Source organism: Cytobacillus oceanisediminis, from assembly GCF_007830235.1.
In the GTDB taxonomy this organism is placed as follows: domain Bacteria; phylum Bacillota; class Bacilli; order Bacillales; family Cytobacillaceae; genus Cytobacillus; species Cytobacillus oceanisediminis.
The window spans coordinates 77,197-102,066 of sequence record NZ_VLKI01000010.1; the positions used below are offsets into that span (position 1 = coordinate 77,197).

Consider the following 24,870-nt stretch of genomic DNA (forward strand, 5'->3'; position numbering starts at 1 on the left):
ACAACTGCCCTGCTATGCATAAAAGATATGTAATCTTTAAATGGAGTTGCCATTCTAACTTGGCAATCCGCTTTTCTCCAACAAAGAAGAGGCGGCAATAAACGCCTACCTCTTTTTCCTGTTACTATATAGTATAACAAAATCCGCTTTTTTAAAAACTTCCTGTATTCACATTTTCAGGCCGTGTGACTGGCTCTGTTAACTTTTCCCCGTTCTCATTTACAATTTCTGCTTTGCCATCAACTGTGACAGCAACGCTCTCGATTCCTTTTTGTTCAGTTAAAGAGAGGACAAGGGCATTCAACAGATGCTGGGAGATAATTTTCTCTTCAAAGCTGCTGAACACATTTTCATTAAAGTTAAGAGTTACTTTTCCGTCCTCCACCTTAGGATCTTCAAGCAGCTGAACATCCGGCAGGAAGTCTGTTACCAGTTTGGAAGCATAGTTTGGCCCTTTAACCAATTCGTTTACAACAGCTTCCACATTGTTGTCCATTTTATTGCTGACACGTTTCGTGACAGGAACATAATAATAGTTTTCTTCATCTCCGCCAAGGTAATAAACTGTAACCGGTTTTGTATTCGTTATGTCTACTACTTCTGCAGTATCCATGTTAATTCCATTGGTTCTGCTTAATGATGCAGCAATCGGTGTTCCATTTACAGGCATTTCTTTTAATTCATGCCCGTTCAAAGACAGCTTCACTTTATCAATGGAATCAAATTGCGTCAGCGTCCATGTAACAGATTCTAGAATTTTCATTTCATCTTCAGGAGCGTATTCCTGAAATTCTTTGGAAAAGTCCACAGTAGCAACTTTATCCTTAATATTGACTGAAACCTTTGTATCTGCTGGAAGGACAGCTCTGAAGTCGTTAGGAAGCAGGTCGGTTACTGGCCCGTTTTCTACCAAGTATTCCAATGCCTGTGTAGCAACAGAATTTGTTTTCGGAAGCTCCAGCGTCTGGGGCACAACATAGCCATTTTTATCAATTAAATAAAGCTCTGTTTGAATATTTGCTACAACACCCTCTTCGTTCTCTGCTGTTTCCGTTTCTGTGCCATTTGTTTCTTCAGCTACATTTTCTCCTTCATCCGAATACGTTACGGCTTTTGGCGGATCTACCTTTTCCTTTCCCTGGCTTCCAAATAATCCGCACCCTGATAATAAAACTGATGAAACGAGAACGGCTGAAACTATAGTCGTTTTTTTATTTATAGACATATTTAATCCCCCCTGAGACAGTTTGTACTACATGTATACGAGCCTATCTGTAATTTAGACCGCCTTTCTGAAGAAAAGTGTTAATAGATTTTTGACAAATTTGGACAAACCGAATGGTTCGGGCAAAGACAACCGCCGTCAATTTCAATCTTAAGAATCCCCACTTACAACCTACGTGAGCTTCGGCTCTTCCAATCTCAATGCCTCGCCCCAGCTTGATTCTCCTCCCCGTTAGGTTTAGCAAAAAAGTAAATTTAAAAAACCAAAACTGCAAAAATAGCAGTCACACAAAAAGAAGCCCCAAACTGGAGCTTCTCTCTCTTTTACTATTTTTGTTCCTGCAGCTCGTTCTTAACGAGCACAGCTTTTATTGTAAAATAATCGAATTCTTCAGGAAGTTCTTCCTTAATCGGTTTAAGCTTGTCCTTTCCGACTTTGTCCACTGCTTTCAAGACAAGCTGTTCTTCTCCATCATCAAAAATTTCAGACCAATCAATCGTTTGGCCTTCTTTTACAGAACGAAGTATATGTTCCTGGATCGTTATTGTTGAGAAATTTCGCTTTTTGGCAATCTCACTGATTGGAACCCCCTCCATATAATATTCAAATGAAATCAGATAGCTAGGGCGATCGTCCAAAGGTTCCTCAGCCTTTCCCGTTCTTTCGGGCTTAACAGGCACAGGCGAAATATTATGTTCCTCAACAAAGCTTTTAATTTCGTCGATAAAACACTCACCATATTTATCAAACTTCATTTGCCCTACACCTTTAATATTAAGCATCATTTCCTTGTTAACAGGAAAGCAGCGGCTCATTTCTTTTAATGCGGTATCGGCAAATACAACATATGGAGGAACTTTTTCCTTGTCTGCGAGCTTCTTTCTTAAATTGCGTAAAACTGAGAATAGTTCATCATTTTCTTCTGTTTCCTGAATAAGCTCAGGCTCTTTTATTTTCATTGCGATTTTTTCCTGTCCCTTTAAAACCGGAATGGCATTTGCTGAGAGCTTAACAGTTGGATACTTTCCGTCCGTTAAAGCTAAAAAGCCTTCAGCAAGCAGGTAATTCATAATGTCTGCAATCTCTTTTTCCTTACGGTTTTTTAATAGCCCGAAAGTTGATAGCTGATTAAAGTTCATTTCGCGGATTCTTTTATTATTGGAACCTTTTAAAACCTGGGCAGTTAATGTAATTCCGAACCTCTCTCCCATTCGTTTAATGCACGAAAAAATCATTAAAGCTTCCTGTGTAATATCTATGCTTTTACGGTCATCCAAGCAGCTGCTGCATTTTCCGCAGCTGAACGATTCGGCATTCTCATCAAAGTATTCAATGATATAAGATTGAAGGCATTTTTCTGTATGGCAATAATTCACCATATCCTTTAATTTGCTGTATTCCTGCTCCATTTTCTGGCGGTCCAAATTGCTTTCTTCTATTAGGAACTTTTGGAGTTGAATATCCTGCGGAGCAAACAGCAAATAGCACAGGCTCTCCTCTCCGTCTCTTCCCGCTCTTCCTGCTTCCTGATAATAGGCTTCAATATTGCGGGGCAGATTATAGTGGATAACATATCTGACATTGGATTTATCAATCCCCATCCCAAACGCATTTGTAGCTATCATGATTTCCGCTTCATCATAAACAAACGCATCTTGGGCTTTTTTCCGTTCTTCCTCCTTTAAACCGGCATGGTATTTCGCAACAGAATAGCTCTTTCCTTTTAAAAATTGATAAAGCTGGTCTGTTTCCTTGCGGCTGGAAGTATAAATGATGCCCGCTTCATTTTTGTGCTTTTCAATGCTTTGAATAATAAAATCTCTTTTATTTACACCCTTCATTACTTGAAAAGCAAGGTTTTCCCGTGCAAAACCGGTAATAAAAGTATTTTCCTCGCCGATGTTTAATAGCCTTCGAATATCATCCGCCACATCCCGTGTCGCTGTTGCTGTCAAAGCAGCGACAACAGGGTTCTGTTTCAAGCTCCCAAGCTGGCTGACAACAGAACGATAGCTTGGCCTGAAATCATGGCCCCATTGCGAAATGCAATGTGCCTCATCAAAAACAATCTCACTGATAGGCACTTCATTTAACAGCTCTAAGAACGCATGTGAATCAAACCGTTCCGGCGCAACATAAACGAGCTTATATTCACCATGTCGGATTCCCGCCATTATGTTTTGGTACTCATCAGCGGACAATGAACTGTTAATATAAGCAGCAGGGATTCCGGCAGTCAATAGGGCATCTACCTGATCTTTCATTAAGGAGATTAACGGAGAAATGACGATGGCCGTTCCGGGGAGTACAAGAGCGGGAATTTGGAAGCAGACTGACTTTCCGCCTCCTGTCGGAAGAATTCCAAGGGTATTGATTTGTCCAATAATATTTTGGATAATTTCCTTTTGCCCTGGGCGGAAAGAGGTGTATCCAAAATACTCATTCAAATTTTTTTCAGCTTGTGCCAGCAAATCGATCACCAACTCAATTTATTTTTTTGTATCTCTTTTTTCATGATACCAAAGCTTTCTTTAGATTGTAACCTTAAAGAAAAATTAAAAAACACCTTCTGAATTAAATCAACCAGAAGGTGTTAGCCGGCTTTCCTGAAAACTTAAAGCGTAATTTTCACTGCCTTACATACAGGTATTTTTAGCCATTTGGATGCAATTTTTGAAAAAATCGCAGTAGATCCAGTCGTAAAAAATTTATATTCGGGTTCCTCAGCACTCTCCTTCAGTAATCCGTGATGATGAAGAATGGTACTGGCTTCCCTTGCTGTCTCTTCACCCGAACTGATTACCTTTACGTCTTTTCCCATAACGTTTTTAATAATCGGTTCTAAAAGAGGATAATGTGTACACCCGAGAATAAGTGTATCCATTCCTCTTCCTTTTAAGAGCTGCAGTGTTTCCGCCACAATTTTTTTAGCAACAGGCCCTTCATATTCCCCGCTTTCAACGAGTGGAACAAACTTTGGGCATGCGAGACTGTGGACGATGGATTTGCTGTTAATCTGAATTAATGCTTTTTCATAGGCTCTGCTTTTGACCGTACCTTCCGTTCCAATTACACCGATCGTATGGTTTTGGGTTACTTTAATCGCCGTTCTTGCACCGGGAAAAATAACACCAATAACAGGTATGGACAGTTCCTGGCGAATTTCTTCGAGGGCTACTGCTGTAGCTGTATTGCATGCAATTACAAGCATCTTAATATTTTTCCCTAATAAAAATTGAGTCATTTGCCATGTAAAAGCTTTTACCTCTTCACCACTGCGGGGGCCGTAGGGACAGCGGGCCGTGTCACCGAGGTAAACAATATCTTCATTTGGCAGCTGCCGCATAATTTCTTTCGCGACAGTTAAGCCTCCAACTCCGGAGTCAATAATTCCTATAGGTTGTTTCAAACATACCGCCTCATTCTATGCGCATATCTTGGTGTAACTTCATTAAGTTATCTTTGAGGTACAATACCTCTTCGTTTGAGAAGTCCTTTAGAACCTCTTTCAAGTATTCCTGCCTCTTTTTAATAACCTCTTCAATAATCCGTTCGCCTTCTTCCAACAGTTGGATGCGGACTACTCTTCGGTCGTTTGGGTCTTTGACTCTTTTAACCAGATTATTCTTTTCCATGCGGTCAACCAGGTCCGTTGTCGTGCTGCAGGCAAGATACATTTTGTTTGATAGCTCTCCTATTGTCATGTCGCCTTCTTCAAAAAGCCATTGCAAAGCTACAAATTGCGGCGGTGTGATAGTAAAATCACTCAAAATTTCCCGCCCCTTTTGCTTGATTATGCCGGATATGTATCTTAGGTCTTTTTCTATGTCAGCCACAACATCATGTATTTCATTTGTTTTAAGATCTTCAAGCTTCATTTTTAAACACTCCCATTTCAGCTTTTACGATTTATATATACAAAAAACGATATTTTTTGCCCTTGTGCATTTATTTTCACCTTTTTCAGCACAAATTTCAAGACAGAAATAAATACCTGCTCGAAAATTCGCCTGTATAAATGTGTTAACCGGCATCCCATAAGGATAGCCGGTCTAGATTAAAGTTCTAGCTCTCCCATTCGAAGGAGCTCTACAACAGCTTGTGAACGCCCCTTTACACCAAGCTTTTGCATGGCATTGGAAATGTGGTTCCGAACCGTTTTTTCGCTTATAAACAATTCACCAGCGATTTCCCTTGTTGTTTTGTCTTGTACTAACAATTCGAATACTTCTCTTTCTCGTTTGGTGAGTAACGGCTTGTGAGTATATTCATTCTCCTTCAAGTATTGTAACCCTCCTTGCCTTTCGCCAGCTATGAACCGCGGGATGGGTATATATTTAGTCAACATATCATATGTCAGCAAAAGTGCTGAAGTGACTATATTTACATAAAGGAGAAAGTTATTTTCAAAAATGTGCCTTTGTGCCGCTAGGCTCGTACTTTAACTCCGCTTTTAAGCAATTCTTTCATATCCTCAGTCCATTGGACACCCTTGCCTGTCACTTTTGATATCTGCACCATCGTACCCCTGCCGGTGAAGCAAACTGAACCGTCTAATTTCTTTCCCATATAATGAAGATCAACCGAAGAATTTCCTATTGAAGCAGCTTTTACATATATTTGTATCTCTTCATCAAAAAAAACCTGGCAGATAAAATCGCATTGAAGGTCTGCTACAACTGGTATGGTTTTATTATCGCGCTTTACCCAGTCCTGCATAAATCCTTTGCTTTTAAAGAATTCTATCCGTGCTTCTTCATAATATGTGAATGGAACGGTATTGTTCAAATGTCCAAACATATCTGTTTCAGAAAATCGGACTTTTATAGGATGGAAAAAAATAAATTCTTCTTCCCATTTTTTAAAATCGTCAATATAGCTCAATTTTTTCATGCTGGTTCCTCCCGGCTATTTATGAATGAGCATTCACTCTGTTTTATTTTATTATATTATTTTTCGAATTATTTGAAAACCTTTCAGCACCGAGTTAAAAGATAATGCACCTGATCTAATTTTGGAAAATTAATTCTGCCTGTTGATTTCCGTTGCAGGCATTCCCTTTCCACGGGCTGCCGGGAGCCTCCTCGTCGCTCCGCGTCTGCGGGGTTTCCCTTGGTACGCTACTCCCGTAGGACATTGAATAAGCATCCTCGAATGAACACCGCACGAAGAAAATGCGACAGCATTTACGCGGGATTAGCACCTTCCACTCCAATCAACTCAGTGGGTAAACTTAATTAGCGGCTCAAAGAAACAAATTATACGAATATAGCCTAAAAAACCCCTCTCCAAAAAGGAAAGGGGCTCAACAATGTTTAGATCTGGTCGCTTCCAAAGAAGTTTTTGAAAGACTGGAATGTTGTATCACGGTTAAGTGCCGCAATGGATGTTGTTAAAGGAATGCCTTTCGGGCAGGACTGTACACAGTTTTGGGAGTTACCGCAATTGGCAAGTCCGCCATCACCCATGATCTGCTCCAAGCGTTCAGCTTTATTCATTTCTCCTGTTGGATGAGCATTAAATAAACGAACTTGTGATAAAGGTGCTGGTCCAATGAAATCGGATTTGCTGTTTACATTCGGACAAGCTTCAAGGCAAACTCCGCAAGTCATGCATTTTGACAGCTCATATGCCCACTGGCGTTTTCTCTCAGGCATACGGGGCCCTGGTCCCAAATCATAAGTTCCGTCGATCGGAATCCATGCTTTAACTTTTTTCAAAGAATCGAACATACGGCTTCTGTCAACCTGCAAGTCACGGACTACTGGGAAAGTACGCATTGGTTCAAGGCGGATTGGCTGCTCCAGCTGGTCGACGAGTGCAGTACATGACTGGCGCGGCTTACCATTAATCACCATAGAGCACGCTCCGCAAACTTCTTCAAGGCAGTTCATATCCCAGGAAATTGGTGTAGTTTTTTCGCCTTTCACATTAACCGGATTTCGGCGGATTTCCATAAGAGCCGAAATAACGTTCATATTTGGACGGTATTCAAGCTCAAACTCATCCTGATAAGGGGCTGAATCAGGTGTATCCTGTCGGCTGATAATAAATCGGACTGTTTTGGTTTTGGTTTCTTGCATAGCTTAATTCTCCCCTTTCTTTTTGGAATAATCACGCTTACGCGGTTTAATTAAACTTACATCAATATCTTCGTAATGGAATTGAGGAGCAGAATTTGCATCAACAAACTTCGCCATTGTTGTTTTCATGAATTCCTCATCGTTACGTTCAGGGAAATCAGGCTTATAGTGGGCACCACGGCTTTCATTACGGTTATAAGCACCGATTGTAATAACGCGTGCCAATTGAAGCATATTCTGCAATTGACGGGTAAAGCTCGCACCCTGGTTGCTCCACTTCGCTGTATCGTTAATATTGATGTTCTTATATCGCTCCATAAGCTCGACAATTTTTTCATCCGTTTTTAAAAGCCTGTCATTATGACGTACAACTGTTACATTATCAGTCATCCATTCGCCAAGCTCCTTATGAAGGACATAAGCATTCTCTGTGCCATCAAGAGACATAATATTGTTCCACTTTTCTTCTTCCTGTTTAACATAACGATCAAATAATGATGAAGGAAGATCCTCGGCACTCTTATCCAAGCCGCTGATGTATTTAACTGCATTAGGGCCTGCAACCATACCGCCATAAATGGCTGAAAGAAGTGAGTTGGCACCTAAACGGTTTGCACCGTGCTGAGAATAATCACATTCACCTGCAGCAAACAATCCAGGAATATTTGTCATTTGATCATAATCAACCCACAGTCCACCCATAGAATAGTGGACAGCCGGGAAGATTTTCATTGGAACTTTACGAGGATCTTCTCCCTGGAATTTCTCATAAATTTCAATGATTCCACCAAGTTTGATATCAAGTTCTTTAGGGTCTTTATGGGATAGATCCAGGTAAACCATGTTCTCCCCATTAATCCCAAGTTTTTGGTTAACGCACACGTCAAAGATTTCACGTGTTGCAATATCACGAGGTACCAGGTTTCCATAAGCAGGATATTTCTCCTCAAGGAAGTACCAAGGCTTACCGTCTTTATATGTCCAAACTCGTCCACCTTCACCGCGGGCTGATTCACTCATAAGGCGGAGCTTATCATCTCCCGGAATGGCTGTTGGATGAATTTGAATAAATTCTCCATTTGCATAATAAACACCTTGCTGATAAACAATCGAAGCAGCTGAGCCAGTGTTAATGACAGAGTTAGTTGATTTACCAAAAATGATTCCAGGTCCGCCAGACGCCATAATAACAGCATCTGCAGCAAATGACTTGATTTCCATTGAAGTCAGGTTCTGGGCAACGACACCTTTACAAGCTCCATCGTCATCGATAACTACCCCTAAGAATTCCCATCCTTCATACTTTGTTACCAAACCGGCAACTTCATGGCGGCGGACCTGCTCGTCCATCGCATAAAGCAGCTGCTGGCCAGTCGTGGCACCAGCGAATGCTGTACGGTGATGCTGTGTTCCACCAAAGCGGCGGAAATCAAGCAATCCTTCAGGTGTACGGTTAAACATAACACCCATACGGTCAAATAAATGAATAATGCCTGGTGCAGCTTCTGCCATTGCTTTAACAGGCGGCTGGTTTGCCAAGAAGTCACCGCCATAGATTGTATCGTCAAAATGAATCCAAGGAGAATCTCCTTCTCCTTTTGTATTTACCGCTCCGTTAATACCGCCCTGGGCACAAACAGAGTGAGAACGTTTAACCGGCACTAAAGAAAATAATTCAACCGGAGTCCCTGATTCTGCAACTTTAATTGTCGCCATCAAACCGGCTAATCCACCGCCGACAACTATAACCTTTCCTTTACCCATCGTGACTCACTCCCTTAATCCTAGTACTAAGAAAAGCGCAAGGCGCCCGCTTTTTTTTGCGACAATTCCCTCGAGCCGATGTCGCCTCCGCCTAAAAGCTATCGCTTTTAGATGTTTGCTGACTATGCTGCCGCAGCTTTTCCTTGTGGAGCTAGACAGCTGCCTAACTTCTTATATTTTCTTATCTTTTATTTTCCGACCCTAGTCTGATAGTCTTTTAATGTCTATTAAATGAATGCTGTAAGCGCACGTACGCCAACAATAGAAAGTGCAATAAAAATACCGATCGTTACATAAGTTGAAATGACCTGAGAACGAGGCGATACTGTAATTCCCCAGCTTACAAGGAATGACCAAAGGCCATTGGCGAAGTGGAAAATCGCAGAAATAACACCAATAATATAGAACCAGAACATAAATGGATTTGATAAGATGTTCTCCATCATCTGGAAGTTAACTTCTGCTCCAAATGCAGCCGCTACACGTGTTTCCCATACATGCCAAGCGACAAACACCAAGGTGATTACACCAGTTACACGCTGGAGCATGAACATCCAGTTGCGGAAGAATCCAAATCTGCTCGTATTATTTTTCGCAGTAAAAGCAATATAAAGGCCATAAATTGCATGGAACAACAAAGGTAAATAAATAACGAACGTTTCAAGGAAAATCCTGAATGGAAGACTCTCCATAAAATGCGCAGCATTATTAAATGATTCCTCTCCCCCTGTTGCAAAATGGTTCACTACAAGGTGCTGAACCAAAAACAGTCCAACCGGTATAACCCCAAGTAATGAATGCAATCTGCGATTAAAAAACTCTCGATTACCTGCCATAAACTTTCCCCCCCTGATTTGTAAAAAATGATGCTGAGCCCCCGCTCAGGACATCATCTCGAAAATGTTATTCATTTTCTTACAATTATGTGACATGTCCATTTTACTCCCAAGATAATAGAGCGTCAAGAAAACGTATACATAAAATGTTCCATATTAATAAAATTTTTAAAAAATATTAAATGCTTTAAAACAGTCAATATCCTGCTTTCTACATCTCTTAATTAAATAGCCCCAATATATTAAAATAGTAATTTTTTTTGTGCAAATGGTTCTATTTTTTCTGGAATGGATATTAAAACCCTCTGCATATTGTATATAATAGAATAATAGAAAGAGGGGAGACTATTGAGCGAATTAGCATCTGCGAAATCCACTAATGAAGGTAACATACAGTCAGTCCCGGTATTTGGATACGAACTCATCCGGGAGGTACTGCTGCATGACCTATTAGGCACTGAAGCACCGGAAATTTTATATTGGGCCGGCAAAAGGCTTGCTCGCAAATATCCTCTTGGATCAGCCGAACATATTGCCGAGTTTTTTCAAAACGCCGGCTGGGGAAACCTCTCCATTAAAAATGAAACGAAAAACGAAATTGAAATGGAATTATCCAGCCACCTGATCGCCGACCGATGCAAAAACAATGATGGCTGCACCTTTCAACTTGAAGCCGGATTTATAGCCCAGCAAATAGAATTTCAGAAGGATGTCATTTGTGAAGCCTTTGAACATCCCCGCAAAAAAACCGGCAAAATCCAAATCACTGTAAAATGGGATAAAAAAGATGCTTCCGTGTGATTTCATATGTAGGACAAAAAGCTTTCAAAAACTTCCTTTTGAAAGCTTTTTGTTTTTTCCAGACCCTGAAAAGCAAATTTTTCAGACTTATTTGTTTTAAGCTTTTACTGCGGAATCGGACAGCTGGAAGGCATTATGCAATGCATCCACTGCTTCAAGCATTTTGCCGTTTTCTACAACAGCAGAAACCTTTATTTCTGATGTGCTTACCATTTTCACCTGAATTTCATTAGCTGAAAGCACTTCAAACATTTCTGCTGCCACACCCGGATTGGAAATCATGCCTGATCCGACAATCGAAACTTTTGCGAGGCCCGACTCCCATTCAATGCGATCGTAATTTAAACTGTCCCTGTTCTTTTCCAATACCTTCACAGTATCAGTCAGATCTTCATTTTTGATCGAGAATGACAGGTTGGTCGTTTGTGCTTCTGTCATACTTTGAATAATGATGTCAACATTGATGTGATTTTTAGCAAGTGCTGAGAAGATGGTAGATAAGCCAGTAAGTGAATTAGGAAGGCCGAGAATTGTCACCCTTGTAATATCATCTTCAAATGCTACACCGCGCACGACTAAGTTTTGTTCCATCTTTACTTCCTCCTCAATAATTGTTCCGGATTCCTTTTCAAGGCTTGAACGCACTTCAAGCGGAAGTCCATAGTTTTTCGCAAATTCTACGGCTCTTGGATGAAGGACGCCCGCCCCTAAATTTGCCAGTTCAAGCATTTCATCATAGGACACGGAATAAAGCTTTCTTGCATTTTTTATATACCGCGGATCGGTTGTAAATACCCCAGTTACATCGGTATATATATCACACTTATCCGCTTTAAGTGCAGCCGCCAATGCAACTGCGGTTGTATCCGATCCTCCGCGGCCCAATGTAGTAATCGCACCATCTTCTGTCATCCCCTGGAATCCGGCAACAATGACAATGTTTCCTTGTTGCAGTTCTGTCTGGATTTTACCTGTATCAATGTCCAATATCCTTGCATTCCCGTGGACAGGCTCAGTCTTAATCCCTGCCTGCCAGCCTGTAAATGAAACAGCAGGGTGCCCTTTCGCACCTAAAGCCATGGCCAGCAAAGAAATGGTCACTTGTTCACCGGTTGTAAGCAGCATGTCCATTTCCCGTTTATTTGGAGCAGGAGAAATCTCCCTTGCCATACCGACTAGCTGATCTGTCGTTTTCCCCATGGCTGAAACCACCACAACGACATCATTTCCTCTTTTCTTTTCTTCAATCACCCGATTGGCTACATTTTGAATTCGATCAACAGTGCCAACGGAGGTGCCCCCGAATTTTTGCACAATGATTCCCACAATTTCCCCTTCTTTCTAAACAATCTTGTTGTATTGTATTGTTTGCCGTCCCTATGTAAATTACCCTTTACCAGTTTACTTCCGTTTTTTTGGCAATAAAAAAAGCAATGAGATATACTATCCCATTGCTGTGCAGCCAAATGTATAAAAGTGAGCAAACACAGTGAGATAGCTCTCCAGGACGGCATAGCCCTGACAATCCTGCATTTATTCAATGCAGAACCAGCAAAGAAAATGATGAGATTTTCTCCACTTCGGCAAACATTCCCTTTCAAAGCTTTTCACGGAAGCTCATTCTTCTCCAAGCTCTTACTGATGAAGTTCGCACCTCTACCTTCACTTAACGATGTTGTTCAAAAAGTCCGGAAAATAGCAGCAGACTCTTTTTGAACACACACTTTATCGCTATAAAGTGATATTGATATAAAGTTTCAACCATTATATCATATCAAAAAATAGCTGTCTATATCCAATTAATCGATTACGTAGACGCTTTTCCATCCTGCTCTTCAAGACGCTGCTTCAGTTCCTCCGCTACGTTTGCAGGGATGCCTATCTCTCTGAATTCTTCAAGAGAAGCCTCTTTCATTTTCTTAACGGAGCCAAAAGCCTTCAGCAGCTGCTTTTTCCGCTTCTCTCCAATGCCCGGAATCTCGTCAAGAATTGACTGAAATGCGCTTTTTCCACGGAGCTGGCGGTGAAAAGTGATCGCAAAGCGGTGAACCTCATCCTGGATTCTCTGCAGCAAATAAAACTCCTGGCTGTTCCTGGCGAGCGGAATAATTTCAAGCGGACTGCCATAAAGAAGCTGGGATGTCCTGTGCTTTTCATCCTTAACCAGGCCGGAAATAGGGATATCAAGGCCCAACTCATTTTCAAGCACATCCCTTACAGCCTCCACATGCCCTTTGCCCCCATCAATCATAATCAAATCAGGAAGAGGAAGCTCTTCTTTCAGAACCCTCGTATATCGGCGGCGGACCACTTCCCTCATGGATTCATAGTCATCAGGGCCTTTGACGGATTTAATTTTATATTTCCGGTATTCCCTTTTCTCAGGCTTTCCGTCAATAAAAACGATCATTGCAGATACAGGGTCCGTTCCCTGTATATTTGAATTATCAAATGCTTCAATTCGGTGGGGAGTGTAAATGCCAAGCTGCTGCCCGAGATTTTCTACAGCCTTTATCGTACGTTCCTCATCCCGTTCAATTAAAGAGAACTTCTCCTGCAGGGCGATCTTAGCATTTTTATAGGCAAGCTTTACGAGATCCTTCTTTTGGCCGCGCTGCGGCTTTAAAACTTTAACATCCAAAAGCTTTTCTGCCATTTCTATATCGACAGAGTCGGGAGCCAATATTTCACGCGGTTTAAAATGGTTGGCCTTAGAATAAAATTGGCCCAGGAATGTTAAAATTTCTTCCTCCGGTTCATTATAAATCGGGAACATGGACACATCCCGCTCAATGAGTTTGCCTTGTCTAATAAAGAAAACCTGAACGCACATCCAGCCTTTATCAACTGCATAGCCGAACACATCGCGGTCTGTAAAGTCTGTCATGGTCATTTTTTGCTTTTCCATTGTTGCATCGATATGGGCAATTTTATCCCTGAGCTCTTTAGCTCTCTCAAAATCCAGTTCCTCAGCCGCCGCTGCCATCTTCTCCGTTAAATCCTTCTTAATATCTTTGTATCCGCCATTTAAGAATCTGGCGATTTCATCTGTCATACGTTTGTATTCTTCTTCGCTGACATCTTTCACACAAGGAGCAAGGCATTGGCCCAAATGATAATAAAGGCATACTCGATCAGGAAGGGTCGAGCATTTGCGCAGCGGATAAATCCTGTCGAGAAGCTTTTTCGTTTCATTGGCAGCCTGCACATTTGGATAAGGCCCAAAATACTTACCCTTATCCTTTTTAACCTTTCGGGTTGTAATCAGGCGCGGATGCCGTTCGGCTGTCAACTTAATAAAGGGATAGCTTTTATCATCCTTTAGCATCACATTGTATTTTGGGTCATATTTCTTGATCAGGTTCATCTCAAGAATCAATGCTTCCATATCTGAGGAAGTGACAATGTATTCAAAGTCCTCGATTTCATTGACAAGCCTTAATGTTTTCCCATCATGCGAGCCGGTAAAATAGGACCTGACGCGGTTTTTTAAAATTTTCGCCTTTCCTACATAAATAATGGTACCCTGCCTGTCCTTCATCAAATAACAGCCTGGCTGTGCTGGAAGCAGCATCAATTTATTTCTAATATTATCATTCACCCGATTCACCTCCCGAGTTCTTATTCCATTTATATAAAACGATCTGATTATAAACTGGATCAAATAAAGGATCTGAATGAAACTCACTAACTTTTACAAATTCCTTTTCAACTTCTGCTCCCTGCTGTTTGAACCCTTCAACTGCTTTGCCGGTCACATATATGCTGGTTTCTTCTCTATCTTTAATATCCCGTAAAAATAAGGGATACGTATAAATTCTTTTATGTGAAAATGGCATCTCCAGGTATTGAAATGCTCTTGTTTCCTCCCACGTATAGACGATAAACTTTTCTTCCTTCTTTTCCAGGTAACTTGCAAGCTGATACATCGCTGGCATCTCTTCAGCCTGCTTCTTTACATAATAGAGCCCTGTGAGTGTTTGGGCAAGTATAAACAATCCAACCACAATGTTTATAAATTTACCGGAATTTCTAAGTGAAATGACGGCAACCCCAAAAACAATCAGCAGCAAAAGCGGAAGGATATGTCTTGGTTTATCAATATTCTGGGCAAATAATGCCCAGAGAAAATAGACAGCCCCCAATAAAACCATGAGGATTGATAGAGGGTCTCCTTTTAAATCAAGTGCATTTTTAAACTTGATAACAGCTATAACTGCAAGGACCATGCTGATTATAAAGACCATTACATTTCCGGAACCTAAACCGATCCAAAGCATATTCCAGCCTATTAAAAAGAATAGCGTTTCCCAAAAGGGCTGGCCTTGTACAGCAGCGGTTCCTCCCCAGTCTGAAAAATGTCCTTCTGTAAAACCGAAAGCGAGCTGAAAAAGATAAACAAATCCGCCTGTATTAAATGCCAGTGCTGAAACCCACACAAGCTGGGCCATAACAGCTATAAAGCAGTACAATAATATCTTAGGTACCGCTTTTTTTCCATGTCTTTGAAAAAGGTTAAGCCACTGAAAGATGAGGCCTGCAGCAAACACTGCATAGGATAGCCTTACTCCAAGGATCAGCCCCAGTAATATTGCAGGTATAATGCCTATTCCCACTTGATTCTTTTTCATAGCTGCACTCAGGCTCCACAAATACCATGGAATAATCGCCAAGGCCGCCCCTTCCGACATAGGCTGGCCTGTCATAACAGCAATATAGCTGACAGATTGCAGAACCATAACCGTAAGGGCAGCTTTATTCACGCTTAAATAATGTCTTGCAAGAAAAAACAGCGGTATTGAGGTTAGCAGCATCAATGTCATATTCAACATGGAAAGAGCCTCTGACGGATTTTTTATAAAGATAAAAAACAGCATTCCACCAAGAATAAAGAAAGGATATCCCGGAAAATGGGGCTGCATTTTTACAAGGTCAAATTCTGTTATTGCCAGGGAAAAGTCAACCTGATCCCAACCAGCAGCATAAGGAACAGCATTCCAGAACCGATAGGTGTATATAGCGGCAAGATAAAAAATCATTACCCACACAAGATAAAATCTCTTCATTTCAAACATCCTTATCTGCTAAATAAAAAAATAAGCTGAAAAAAGACCCGCCTGCTGCGAGCCTTTTTGGGGGATTCTATATAATATTTTGAACTTAATATCTTACTTTTTCAACTTAAGCTGTTTTGCCTGAAATACTGAAGCTATTCTTAATTCTGGCCAGGACTCTTTCCCAAATTCCTTTATGGATGAGCCACATCCACAAAGCTACAAATCCAAAGTACATCCAGTAGCCTGCCACCTGCTCAAGAGAAGGATTATGGCTGTAGCCGAACATCGCTGCCATAAAAAGTCCAACCTGACCGCTGATTAACGTTTCGTTTCCGGTATCCCGTTTGTAATGTAATTCATCCTGGTAATGTTCAGGCATGACTTGAACAATGTTGTACAGTTCCTGTGGCTTACCCTCAGCATTGGTATACAGGGAACCCATTTTTCCTAAGTCCTGCAAGACTCCGATACCCTGAACAAGAAGGCCTGCGGCAATGAACATAATGAGTACGCCGGTTACACGGAAGAAAGCTTTTAATGATATTTTCATTGTACCCGAGAAGAACAAATAGCCGATCATTAATGCAAGAAGCAAACCGCTCAATGCCCCAAAGCTTTGAAATACTTTTGTCACATCTCCGCCGCTGATCGCAGCAAAGAAGAAAACCGTCTCCACACCTTCACGTACGACGATCAGATAGGAGTGAAGAATCATAGCGCCTATGCTTCCTGCTGTTAACGCAGCATTTATTTTTTTTTGCATGTCCCCATTAATATCTTTGGATTGTTTGGCCATCCAGACAACCATGTGGGTCAGCAGGAATACGGATGCAAACATGATTCCAACCTTTAGGTAAACCTCTGATCCAAAGCTGGCAAACCCGGTGAAAATAACCTGGAAAAGCAATGCAACGAGAAAGCTCGTTACTAATGCTAGCAGAACGCCGACATATACCCATTTTTTATATTTATCAGCATTCAGCCTTGTCAAATAAGAAAGTATCAAACCTACAATCAACGTTGCTTCAAGTGCTTCCCGAAGTGTGATGAGAAAAGCTTGAAAGTCCATTTTGAGAATCCCCCTCAAACGATGCTTTATTTTTTCTTGCGAAGCTTTTGAGTAACAATGATGAGAATAAAGGCAACAATCAAAACAGCTGAAAAGATGAGCCATAATGTTGAATTTCCTTCATCATCCCCTGAAAAAATCCCCAGATTCTCTTCCGTTAGGTGGCTTTTGTCCTTTTCTTCTTCAGAAACGATCGGGAATAAAGGATGAAGGACCTCTTTTATGTAATCCACTTTATAGTCAAATAGTTCTTTATCGCTGTTTTTGCTTCCGATTCCGAATAACCCCGGATTTCCAAGTGCGGTTAGGGCATCATCAAAAGCTTTATATATATTATCAACAGTTTCCTGATCTGCTTTCTTAACTACTTCAGGCTCCAAAACTGAAAAAGTGCCTCTAGCCTTTGCGAGCAATAACTTTGCCTGCCCATAATCATCAAATTGTTCCTGAGCAAAGTGAAGGCGGCGTTCCACATTCAGTTCCATAGCAGCCTGATAGCTTCTTAGGAGCAAGTCTTTGTCTTCGGTGTCCAATGCCTTTTCCATGTCGGGTTTTACCTTTGTAAAATAAAGGTCAAAATCCTTCTGGTAGGTCTCATAGATTTTGCGTGCATTTTCCCAATCGCCATTTTCAACAGAAGCTTCCAGTTCTTTATACGCTTCAGCAAATTGTTCTTCACCAGGATCTCCATATGAATATGCGTGGGCTGTTAGTGCAAAACTATTATTGAGAACGAATATCAATATCAAACAAAAAGAAAAGAGTTTGTTCATCTAACTTCCTCCTACATTGATAATGATAATAATTATCATTCTAATTGTCAATGTCAATTTGCAATTGTCACACTTTTGCCATTACTTTTTGCTATTTCCATTTTACTGTTTGACTCAAGCATATGGACCTTAAAATCAATATCCACTTTTCGTACAGGCCTTCTGATTTCTTTCCAAATGGCCGGGATAACAGAGCTTAAATACCCTTTGAATGTGATGAATGATTCTCCGGTAGAACGGACCCGATATTGAATGGGAACTTCCTTTACTCTGAAGCCTTTCCGGATCAAATTGAGAGACAATACCTGCGCATAATTGTAATCATGGATAATTTCCGCGTGCTGCAAAGCCTGTCTTGAAAAAGCCCTCATGCCAGATTGCCCGTCAACAATCCATTTTCTAAGGAGTATCGATTGAACCAATGTAAAACAATAATTCCCGAGGCGTCGATGTAGCTTCATGCCTTTAATCGTTCCCATAAAACGTGAACCCATTGTGTACTCAGCTTCGCCTCTAAAAATGGGTGCCAATAAATCCGGAATCTGTCTGGCCGGATATTCGCCGTCAGCATCGATCATGACACCAATGTCGGCTCCCCTTGAATAACATTCCTGCAAACCTGCCCTTACTGCTGCTCCTAGTCCTTTATTGGATTTAAAGCTGACTATATAATCAGCTCCTGCTTTTCGTGAGATCTCAACCGTTCGATCCTTTGAACCATCATCGATTACAAGTACTTTTACTTCTGCCAGCGGATGAAAATCACGGGGGATGCCGCGTATAACATCCCCGATTGATTCTTCTTCATTGAATGCCGGCAGAAAAACGATCACTGTCTGTTTTTTCATGCCTGTCGCTCCCCTTCCGGATTGCCTCTTCCAAAACTTTTCCCCTGCTTTGCTCAGGGAATGGTGCTCCCAATAGATAAGCAATAGTAGGAGCCATAGATACAAGGCTGTGTTTTTCTTCTACTTTTTTTCCTTTATGAATATTTGGGCCGTGTATGATAAACGGGACAAAACGCTCTCCTTCATCCAAGTGGCCATGCCCTCCGATGCCATCAGCCTGTCCATGGTCCGCGCATATCATTAAGGTTGTGTTTTCCATTTTCCCATTACGCTCAAGCTCTTCAACAAAATCTTTGACTAAAGTGTCCGCTTCTTTTATTTTCTGCAGGTATTCATCGTATAATACCCCTCTGCTGTGCCCAGTCTGGTCTGTAGCAATCATTTGTACGATGAATAAATCCGGGTCCTGCTCTTTCATAATTTTCTTGGCCCTTGCCATTATATTGGGGTCCGCTTTGTCATTATGCATAACAGCTGTAACAGTCTCTACATCGCTTCCCATTGAGTCTACAAGATGCGCAATACCCAGAAGCCTGCCTTTTTTCCCCACTTTCCGCAAAGAATCAAAAATACTTTCGGTGTTAATGCCCAGCTTCCATACCATATTGGATTTAATGCCGTGCTCAAACGGATATGTACCGGTAAACATGCTGGAGAAACAAACCACCGTTCTTGCAGGGTAGACTGTTTCCATATTCATATATTCAGTTCCATTTTCCTTCAAATAATCAAGGAAAGGTGTTTCCGCTTCATAGAACCTCTCTTTTCTCATGCCATCAATCACAATGACAATCACTTTATCTGACACAGCACTGCTAGGCTGATTATAAAGCTCCTTTGTATACTTTCCATAAGTTTTCGGCTGCCAATCAAATAGATTTCTGTGCAGGATAAAGGCAAAAATCATTATGAATAGATAGAATAAAGCCAGTTCCATATAAGGAATTTCTATTGCGCTTTTTAAATTCTGGTAGGACATCTCCCATATTGAAACAACCAGCAGGAATTTCGGCAGCTGTTCCTGGGCATTTCCGCTCGTCGAGTCACTGTTTTTAAGAACCAGTTTCCAAAAACGGGTAAAGTTCAGCCAGGAAGTCCCGATTCTTAAATGGTAGTATAATGTTCCCCAAAAAAAGACTGTAAAGAAAAAGTATAAACCCATTGCAAAAAACAATAACGGGATTGACGCTGCATTCCAAACAATCAAAAAAACAACAAAAGGAATCCATAAATAATTTCGTAAAAACAGTGGAAAATCATAAATAAAATAGATAACGAGCAAAGGAGCAGCAATCAAGAAAGCTGTTAACCAATATAAGATGTTTTCCCCATTGGCAAATTCAAAGAAGTGAAACAGCAGCATAGTCCCAAACACAAAAATAGGCGTAAAGGGTTTCCCTTCATTCAATAAGTTCCAGCACCTGGCTGCAAATTTCTCAAATTTAGATGCGCTCTTCATTCTTATTCACCTCTCCTTTCTTCACCCATTGGATGATTGTATTAAATTTAATAGGATACATGATTAAGACAATGGCTCCAGACATATAAGAGAATAAAAACTTTATTCCGTGTGTAAGAAGGGCAATGGTGTACCCAGTCTGCAGGTCCGTGCCAATGGCATTAAGTGCAAACGCCATAACTGCTTCATAATTCGCCAGCCCCCCAGGTGTTATTTGAAAAATCTGACCTGCCACGGTCATGCTGTTTACCCAAACAGCTTCCAAAGGGGTAATAGGATTGGCTATGAGGATGATAGTCACGAATACAACCGCGGCTTCCAGAATCCAGCTGGTGAATGTAAATAGAAAGATCAAAATCCCGTTCTTGCCAAGCATGGTCTCTTTCAATAAGTGATATTGTTCTCCCAGCTTCTTCGGGAGAGTTTTTTTAAGAAGAACGAGCAAAATAATGCCTGCTGCAAGGGCAGCCAGCAGGAGAACCAAAGAGAAGCGAATCTTTATTTCAAAGGCAAAAATACCTGCAAAAGCCATGACAATAAGGCTCGCCAAATCAATCGCCCGGAGCACAATAACGGAATTCACAGCCTCTGATGCATGAATCTTCTTTTCTCTGGTTTTCATAACGCCGATTCTGACCAAGTCTCCTGCTTTTACAGGCAGGACATGATTGATAAACAGGCTGTAAAGTACGCCCATAAGACAGGTTGATAATCGTGGAATTCCTCTAAGGTACAATTTCCAGGCGAAGGCCTTCAAGATAAAAGAAAGCAAGTAAATTCCCATAATGATTAATAAAGCGAAAGGATGGGAGAAGACAGCCCTTAGACTGACCAAAATTTTATCCCCGTCAAAATAGAAGTAACTTAAAATTAAGAAAGAGATGACAATAAATACGGAGATCATATATTTTTTTTTAGATTTAAAGAATGCTCTCATTTTTCTTTGCCCATTTTACTGTCTCGCTTATTCCTTCGCTAAAAGACACTGCTGGTTTATAGCCGAGCAGCCGTCCTGCTTTACCGATATCTGCCCAGGTTTTTTCCACATCCCCTTTTCTGCTTCCTTCTCTTTTCACCTTCATGTCAGGAAAATACGCTTTTAATTCATCAAGCAATGCTTCCATCGTGATTGGATTTCCAGAACCTAAATTGATAATTTCGCTGCTATGAAGCTTTTCAATTGATAGATTGATTCCATTAACAATATCATCGATATAGGTATAATCCCTTGCTGAACCCTCACCAAAAACCGTAACCTCTTCAGAATTTAATAATTTTTTTATAAACCCTGCTATCGCCATATCCGGACGTCCCCAGGGTCCATATACCGTGAAGAATCTTAAAATAATCATTTTAAATCCGTAGAGATGCTCATACACGTGGCAAAAAGATTCTGCTGCATACTTGGATGCTGAATAAGGTGAAATTACCTTCCCTGTTGCCATTACTTCTTTGCAGGGTCCTTCGGAATTCCCGTAGACTGAAGAGGAGGAAGCAAATATTACCTTCTGCACACCTGCTTGTCCTGCAGCTTCCAGAACATTGATTGTTGCTTTTATGTCGTAATCAACATATTTTTGCGGCTGTGAGATAGAGTACGATACACCTGGCAATGCAGCAAGGTGTATGATTGTATCAGGTTCAACCTCTTTTATAGTGCTAATTGTTTTCTCTCTATCAAGCAAATCCATCTCAAAAAAATAAAAAAAGCCTGCATTCTTTATCTCTTTAATATGCTCTCTTTTTCTTTCCTTGGAATAGTAGGAATGAAGTGAGTCTATTATGTATACCTCATCATTTTTTTCTATTAAAAATCGGGCTAGATGGCTTCCGATAAAGCCTGCGCCCCCTGTGATCAAGACTTTCATACTGACATCTCCTTACACTAGATAGACAAATGCTATTCTACCATAGCCGCAGATGGATTTCCTGCTAGTCTATTCAGGCAATTGCCGGAAATCAGATATCCTATTATGTTCTCCAATAAGAAAGGCCGCAAATCTGCGGCCTTTTCATTATTGAAGCAATTGATCAACAGTCTGGATGATCGCATCGCTATGGGTTTTAGCTTCTTCCTGGCTGCCTTCTGATACGGCATTAAACCATTCTTCCGCATGTGTAAATGCTTCCTGTGCCTTATCTTCACCAAGTTTTTCATTCAATTGGATTTGAAGTGCCTTCAAGAACATGTTTCCTTCAAGAGCCTGGGTTTTTGCATCAACTAATTTATCTTCACCAAGAGATGTTGGCACTTTCTCGTGATAGCTCTTTATTTTTCCGACAATTGCTTTATTGAACAGGCTATTTACTTCGTCAGCTTTGATGGAAGCTGGTTCTGTAGCATCTAATGAAAATAGCTCATTCAACTTGTTTGCAGCTTCCTCATCTCCGCCTGATAATGAACCTTTAATCGCTTGATAAAAGCCCCATGCTTCTGCCTGCATATTTTTTAATTCTGCTTCATCTTTGCCTTCTTCTACAGCCGCTTCAATTTTTTCTGCATAAGAAGCTGACGCAAGATAATAGCTCTTGTACACTGATTTGTCTGTTAATTGGATAAATACATTGAAATCATCTGCATTTCCGGATGTTAGAGCTTCTTCCTGCGCTTCAAGACCAGCATTAATATTTTCAGCGATACTGGCTTCGCCGCTTAATTCATAGTAGTTATCTCTTTTTTCAGCCGTTGGTACAAAAATCTCTGATGCAAGATGCTTGATTTGCTCAAATGACTTATCTGCTTCTTCCTGATTTCCTGCGGCAAGCTGTTCTGCTGCTTCTTTATGAAGCGACTTCTGTTTTTGATAGAAGTAGGATTGCGTTGTCTTGTCTACAAGCTGGCGTGCGATATTCGCATCCATATCACCTGATTTTCCAGCTTCCAGCGCTGCCATAATTGTCGCATCAAACTCTCCATTTACTTCGTTAACTCCATTTTGGAGACCTGATTGATATTTCTCAATAACCAAATCCCAATCGACTTCTTGATTCTCTTTCATTTTTTCAAGCTCGGCTTTCATTTCAGCAAAAACATTTATCTGCTGAACAGCAACGCTTTCTTCTGCTAATTCTTCTTTAACTTCTTCTTGATCTTCTGCAGCCTGTTCTTCCTGCTTGTTTTCTTCTGGCTGTTCAGCCTGGTCACCGCCGCTATTGCACGCTGTAAGCGCTACACTCGCTACCAGGAAACTTGCAAAAATCTTTCTTAGTTCTCTCTTTTTCATGTTATGTATTCCCCCTGTTTATCTAAATGAATGAAAATATGATGAATAATTTAAATGATAAAAAATAAATGATAATGATTTTCATTAACAATCACTATTATATAGAGAATGATTCTCACTGTCAACGAGAGAATGAAAAGATATTTGTCTATTTTTTGAATAAAATAAAAAATCCCGATTGTCCTTTTAAGGACATCGGGATTTTCTCAGGTATTAAGCATGTTTTGAAAGAAGTTCAGCAAGAGCTTCTTTAGGCTGGAAACCAACTACTTTGTCTACTACTTCGCCGTCTTTTAGAACGATTAATGTTGGAATACTCATTACGCCAAACTTACCAGCAGTTTCCTGGTTTTCGTCAACATCGATTTTTACGATTTTAACTTTATCGCCCATTTCAGAATCAAGCTCTTCCAATACTGGAGCGATCATTTTGCAAGGCCCGCACCAAGGAGCCCAGAAATCAGCCAATACTAAACCAGAACCTGTTTCAGTAGTGAAGTTTTGATCAGTTGCATGTGTAATAGCCATTTGATATGCCTCCTAAAATTCAACTCAAATACTAACGACAGTATATCATCGTTTATAATATGTTGCTAACAATTTGCTCGATCGTAATTTACCCTATTATGAGCGGAATATTCTTGTTCACCCTTATTTTGCTTATGTATAATGGGCGGCCAAAAGCCGCCCATTTGTATTGTATATCGCAGCATAATTAGCTTAGCAGCTGCATTTTACGCGTTTACTTTAAGTTTCTTGAACTCTTCAGTTAACATTGGGACAACTTCAAAAAGGTCCCCAACAATACCGTAATCAGCCACTTTAAAGATATTTGCTTCAGGATCTTTATTGATGGCTACGATTACTTTTGAGTTTGACATGCCCGCTAAATGCTGGATTGCTCCTGAGATGCCGCATGCAATATAAAGGTCTGGAGTAACAACTTTACCTGTTTGGCCAATTTGAAGTGAATAGTCACAGTAATCTGCATCACAAGCTCCGCGCGATGCGCCAACAGCTCCATTTAGAACAGAGGCAAGCTCTTTTAATGGTTCAAATCCTTCTTCGCTCTTAACACCGCGTCCGCCAGCAATAATTACCTTTGCTTCCGATAAGTCAACGCCTTCGCTTGCTTTGCGAACAACTTCCTTAATGATTGTACGAAGATCCTTGATTTCTGCAGAAACAGAGGAAACATCGCCAGATCGTGATTCATCTTTTTCCAATGGAGCAATGTTATTCGGACGGATTGTCGCAAACAGCAAGCCATCTGTTACGATTTTCTTTTCAAATGCTTTTCCTGAATAGATTGGACGTGTAAACACAAGGTTTCCGCCCGCTTCTTCAAGGCTTGTAACATCAGAAATTAACCCTGATCCCAATTTGGCAGCAATTTTAGGAGCAAGGTCCTTTCCTAATGCTGTATGTCCAAAAATAAGGCCTTCAGGACTTTCTGATTCAATAACGGCCATTAAAGCCTGGGAAAAGCCGTCAGGAGTGTATTGTTTTAGCTTTTCGTCTTCAACCGCCACAACACGGTCAGCTCCAAAATGAATCATTTCCTGCGCTAAAGCGCTTACAGATTCACCAATTAAAACACCTACAACTTCTCCGCCTTCTGCTGCAGTCTTGCCTGCTGCTACCGCTTCGAAGGATACATTACGCAATGAACCGTCACGGACTTCACCTAACACTAATACTTTTCTAGCCATATGTTTTACCCCCTGCGTT

General features: G+C 40.8%; 22 protein-coding genes and 1 riboswitch. Of the genes, 1 reads left to right on the top strand and 21 read right to left on the bottom strand.

The annotated features are described in order from the left end of the window. Positions 1 to 151: 151 nt before the first annotated feature. The 9 genes from IQ19_RS16680 to IQ19_RS16720 all read right to left on the bottom strand — a co-directional run bounded on the left by IQ19_RS16680 (position 152) and on the right by IQ19_RS16720 (position 9,908). Positions 152 to 1,225, bottom strand: a complete 1,074-nt coding sequence (locus IQ19_RS16680) for a GerMN domain-containing protein (RefSeq protein WP_144543509.1) — start codon at positions 1,223 to 1,225, stop codon at positions 152 to 154. 326 nt (positions 1,226 to 1,551) lie between these two features. Beyond that, entirely contained in the window at positions 1,552 to 3,696 is a 2,145-nt protein-coding gene (recQ, locus tag IQ19_RS16685; protein WP_144543510.1) for a DNA helicase RecQ, read from the bottom strand. A 143-nt stretch (positions 3,697 to 3,839) separates the two neighbouring features. Then, entirely contained in the window at positions 3,840 to 4,634 is a 795-nt protein-coding gene (gene racE, locus IQ19_RS16690; RefSeq protein WP_144543511.1) for a glutamate racemase, read from the bottom strand. 10 nt (positions 4,635 to 4,644) lie between these two features. Beyond that, positions 4,645 to 5,103 (bottom strand): MarR family winged helix-turn-helix transcriptional regulator, encoded by a 459-nt coding sequence (locus IQ19_RS16695; protein WP_144543512.1) that lies wholly within the window; start codon positions 5,101 to 5,103, stop codon positions 4,645 to 4,647. 179 nt (positions 5,104 to 5,282) lie between these two features. Then, positions 5,283 to 5,507 carry a helix-turn-helix domain-containing protein gene (locus tag IQ19_RS16700; protein WP_009333184.1) on the bottom strand — a complete coding sequence of 75 codons (225 nt, stop codon included), beginning with the start codon at positions 5,505 to 5,507 and terminating at the stop codon, positions 5,283 to 5,285. A gap of 146 nt (positions 5,508 to 5,653) precedes the next feature. Then, on the bottom strand, positions 5,654 to 6,118 hold the full coding sequence (locus IQ19_RS16705) for an acyl-CoA thioesterase (RefSeq protein ID WP_144543513.1): 465 nt from the start codon (positions 6,116 to 6,118) through the stop codon (positions 5,654 to 5,656). A gap of 422 nt (positions 6,119 to 6,540) precedes the next feature. Then, positions 6,541 to 7,308 (bottom strand): succinate dehydrogenase iron-sulfur subunit, encoded by a 768-nt coding sequence (gene sdhB, locus IQ19_RS16710; RefSeq protein ID WP_110067898.1) that lies wholly within the window; start codon positions 7,306 to 7,308, stop codon positions 6,541 to 6,543. 3 nt (positions 7,309 to 7,311) lie between these two features. Beyond that, positions 7,312 to 9,072, bottom strand: coding sequence for a succinate dehydrogenase flavoprotein subunit (gene sdhA / locus IQ19_RS16715; protein WP_110067897.1), 1,761 nt, complete (start codon positions 9,070 to 9,072; stop codon positions 7,312 to 7,314). 227 nt (positions 9,073 to 9,299) lie between these two features. Continuing rightward, positions 9,300 to 9,908: a succinate dehydrogenase cytochrome b558 subunit gene (locus IQ19_RS16720; protein ID WP_144543514.1), complete on the bottom strand. Its 609-nt coding sequence runs from the start codon at positions 9,906 to 9,908 to the stop codon at positions 9,300 to 9,302. A gap of 348 nt (positions 9,909 to 10,256) precedes the next feature. On the opposite strand from IQ19_RS16720, the gene IQ19_RS16725 reads away from it, so the two are divergent. Beyond that, positions 10,257 to 10,709, top strand: a complete 453-nt coding sequence (locus IQ19_RS16725) for a YslB family protein (RefSeq protein WP_144543515.1) — start codon at positions 10,257 to 10,259, stop codon at positions 10,707 to 10,709. A 96-nt stretch (positions 10,710 to 10,805) separates the two neighbouring features. Here the strand turns inward: IQ19_RS16725 and IQ19_RS16730 are convergent, their stop codons facing one another. From IQ19_RS16730 to IQ19_RS16785, 12 genes are all read right to left on the bottom strand, one after another. Continuing rightward, entirely contained in the window at positions 10,806 to 12,035 is a 1,230-nt protein-coding gene (locus tag IQ19_RS16730) for an aspartate kinase (RefSeq protein ID WP_144543516.1), read from the bottom strand. Between the two features lie 161 nt (positions 12,036 to 12,196). Then, positions 12,197 to 12,376: riboswitch (Lysine riboswitch) on the bottom strand. A 140-nt stretch (positions 12,377 to 12,516) separates the two neighbouring features. Beyond that, the gene (gene uvrC, locus IQ19_RS16735) at positions 12,517 to 14,310 is read right to left on the bottom strand and encodes an excinuclease ABC subunit UvrC (RefSeq protein WP_144543517.1); all 1,794 of its coding nucleotides are present in this window, start codon (positions 14,308 to 14,310) and stop codon (positions 12,517 to 12,519) included. Then, entirely contained in the window at positions 14,303 to 15,775 is a 1,473-nt protein-coding gene (locus tag IQ19_RS16740) for a glycosyltransferase family 39 protein (RefSeq protein WP_158638844.1), read from the bottom strand. Before IQ19_RS16740 ends, uvrC begins: the two co-directional genes overlap by 8 nt. A 115-nt stretch (positions 15,776 to 15,890) precedes the next feature. After that, positions 15,891 to 16,835, bottom strand: a complete 945-nt coding sequence (locus tag IQ19_RS16745; RefSeq protein WP_144543519.1) for an FTR1 family iron permease — start codon at positions 16,833 to 16,835, stop codon at positions 15,891 to 15,893. Positions 16,836 to 16,861: 26 nt separating this feature from the next. Beyond that, complete coding sequence (locus IQ19_RS16750) at positions 16,862 to 17,608, bottom strand: hypothetical protein (protein ID WP_144543520.1); 747 nt, start codon at positions 17,606 to 17,608, stop codon at positions 16,862 to 16,864. 53 nt (positions 17,609 to 17,661) lie between these two features. Then, positions 17,662 to 18,456: a glycosyltransferase family 2 protein gene (locus IQ19_RS16755; protein ID WP_144543521.1), complete on the bottom strand. Its 795-nt coding sequence runs from the start codon at positions 18,454 to 18,456 to the stop codon at positions 17,662 to 17,664. Then, a complete protein-coding gene (locus tag IQ19_RS16760) occupies positions 18,413 to 19,915 on the bottom strand; it encodes an alkaline phosphatase family protein (protein WP_144543522.1) in 1,503 nt (500 codons plus the stop codon). The genes IQ19_RS16755 and IQ19_RS16760 overlap by 44 nt, the downstream gene beginning before the upstream one ends. Then, positions 19,899 to 20,852 carry a lysylphosphatidylglycerol synthase transmembrane domain-containing protein gene (locus IQ19_RS16765; protein WP_144543523.1) on the bottom strand — a complete coding sequence of 318 codons (954 nt, stop codon included), beginning with the start codon at positions 20,850 to 20,852 and terminating at the stop codon, positions 19,899 to 19,901. Before IQ19_RS16765 ends, IQ19_RS16760 begins: the two co-directional genes overlap by 17 nt. Continuing rightward, positions 20,836 to 21,783 (bottom strand): SDR family NAD(P)-dependent oxidoreductase, encoded by a 948-nt coding sequence (locus IQ19_RS16770; protein ID WP_144543524.1) that lies wholly within the window; start codon positions 21,781 to 21,783, stop codon positions 20,836 to 20,838. Before IQ19_RS16770 ends, IQ19_RS16765 begins: the two co-directional genes overlap by 17 nt. A gap of 147 nt (positions 21,784 to 21,930) precedes the next feature. Continuing rightward, positions 21,931 to 23,139 carry a hypothetical protein gene (locus IQ19_RS16775; protein ID WP_144543525.1) on the bottom strand — a complete coding sequence of 403 codons (1,209 nt, stop codon included), beginning with the start codon at positions 23,137 to 23,139 and terminating at the stop codon, positions 21,931 to 21,933. 213 nt (positions 23,140 to 23,352) lie between these two features. Continuing rightward, positions 23,353 to 23,667 (bottom strand): thioredoxin, encoded by a 315-nt coding sequence (trxA, locus tag IQ19_RS16780; protein WP_110067892.1) that lies wholly within the window; start codon positions 23,665 to 23,667, stop codon positions 23,353 to 23,355. 206 nt (positions 23,668 to 23,873) lie between these two features. Further along, the gene (locus IQ19_RS16785; RefSeq protein WP_144543526.1) at positions 23,874 to 24,851 is read right to left on the bottom strand and encodes an electron transfer flavoprotein subunit alpha/FixB family protein; all 978 of its coding nucleotides are present in this window, start codon (positions 24,849 to 24,851) and stop codon (positions 23,874 to 23,876) included. Positions 24,852 to 24,870 lie beyond the last annotated feature (19 nt).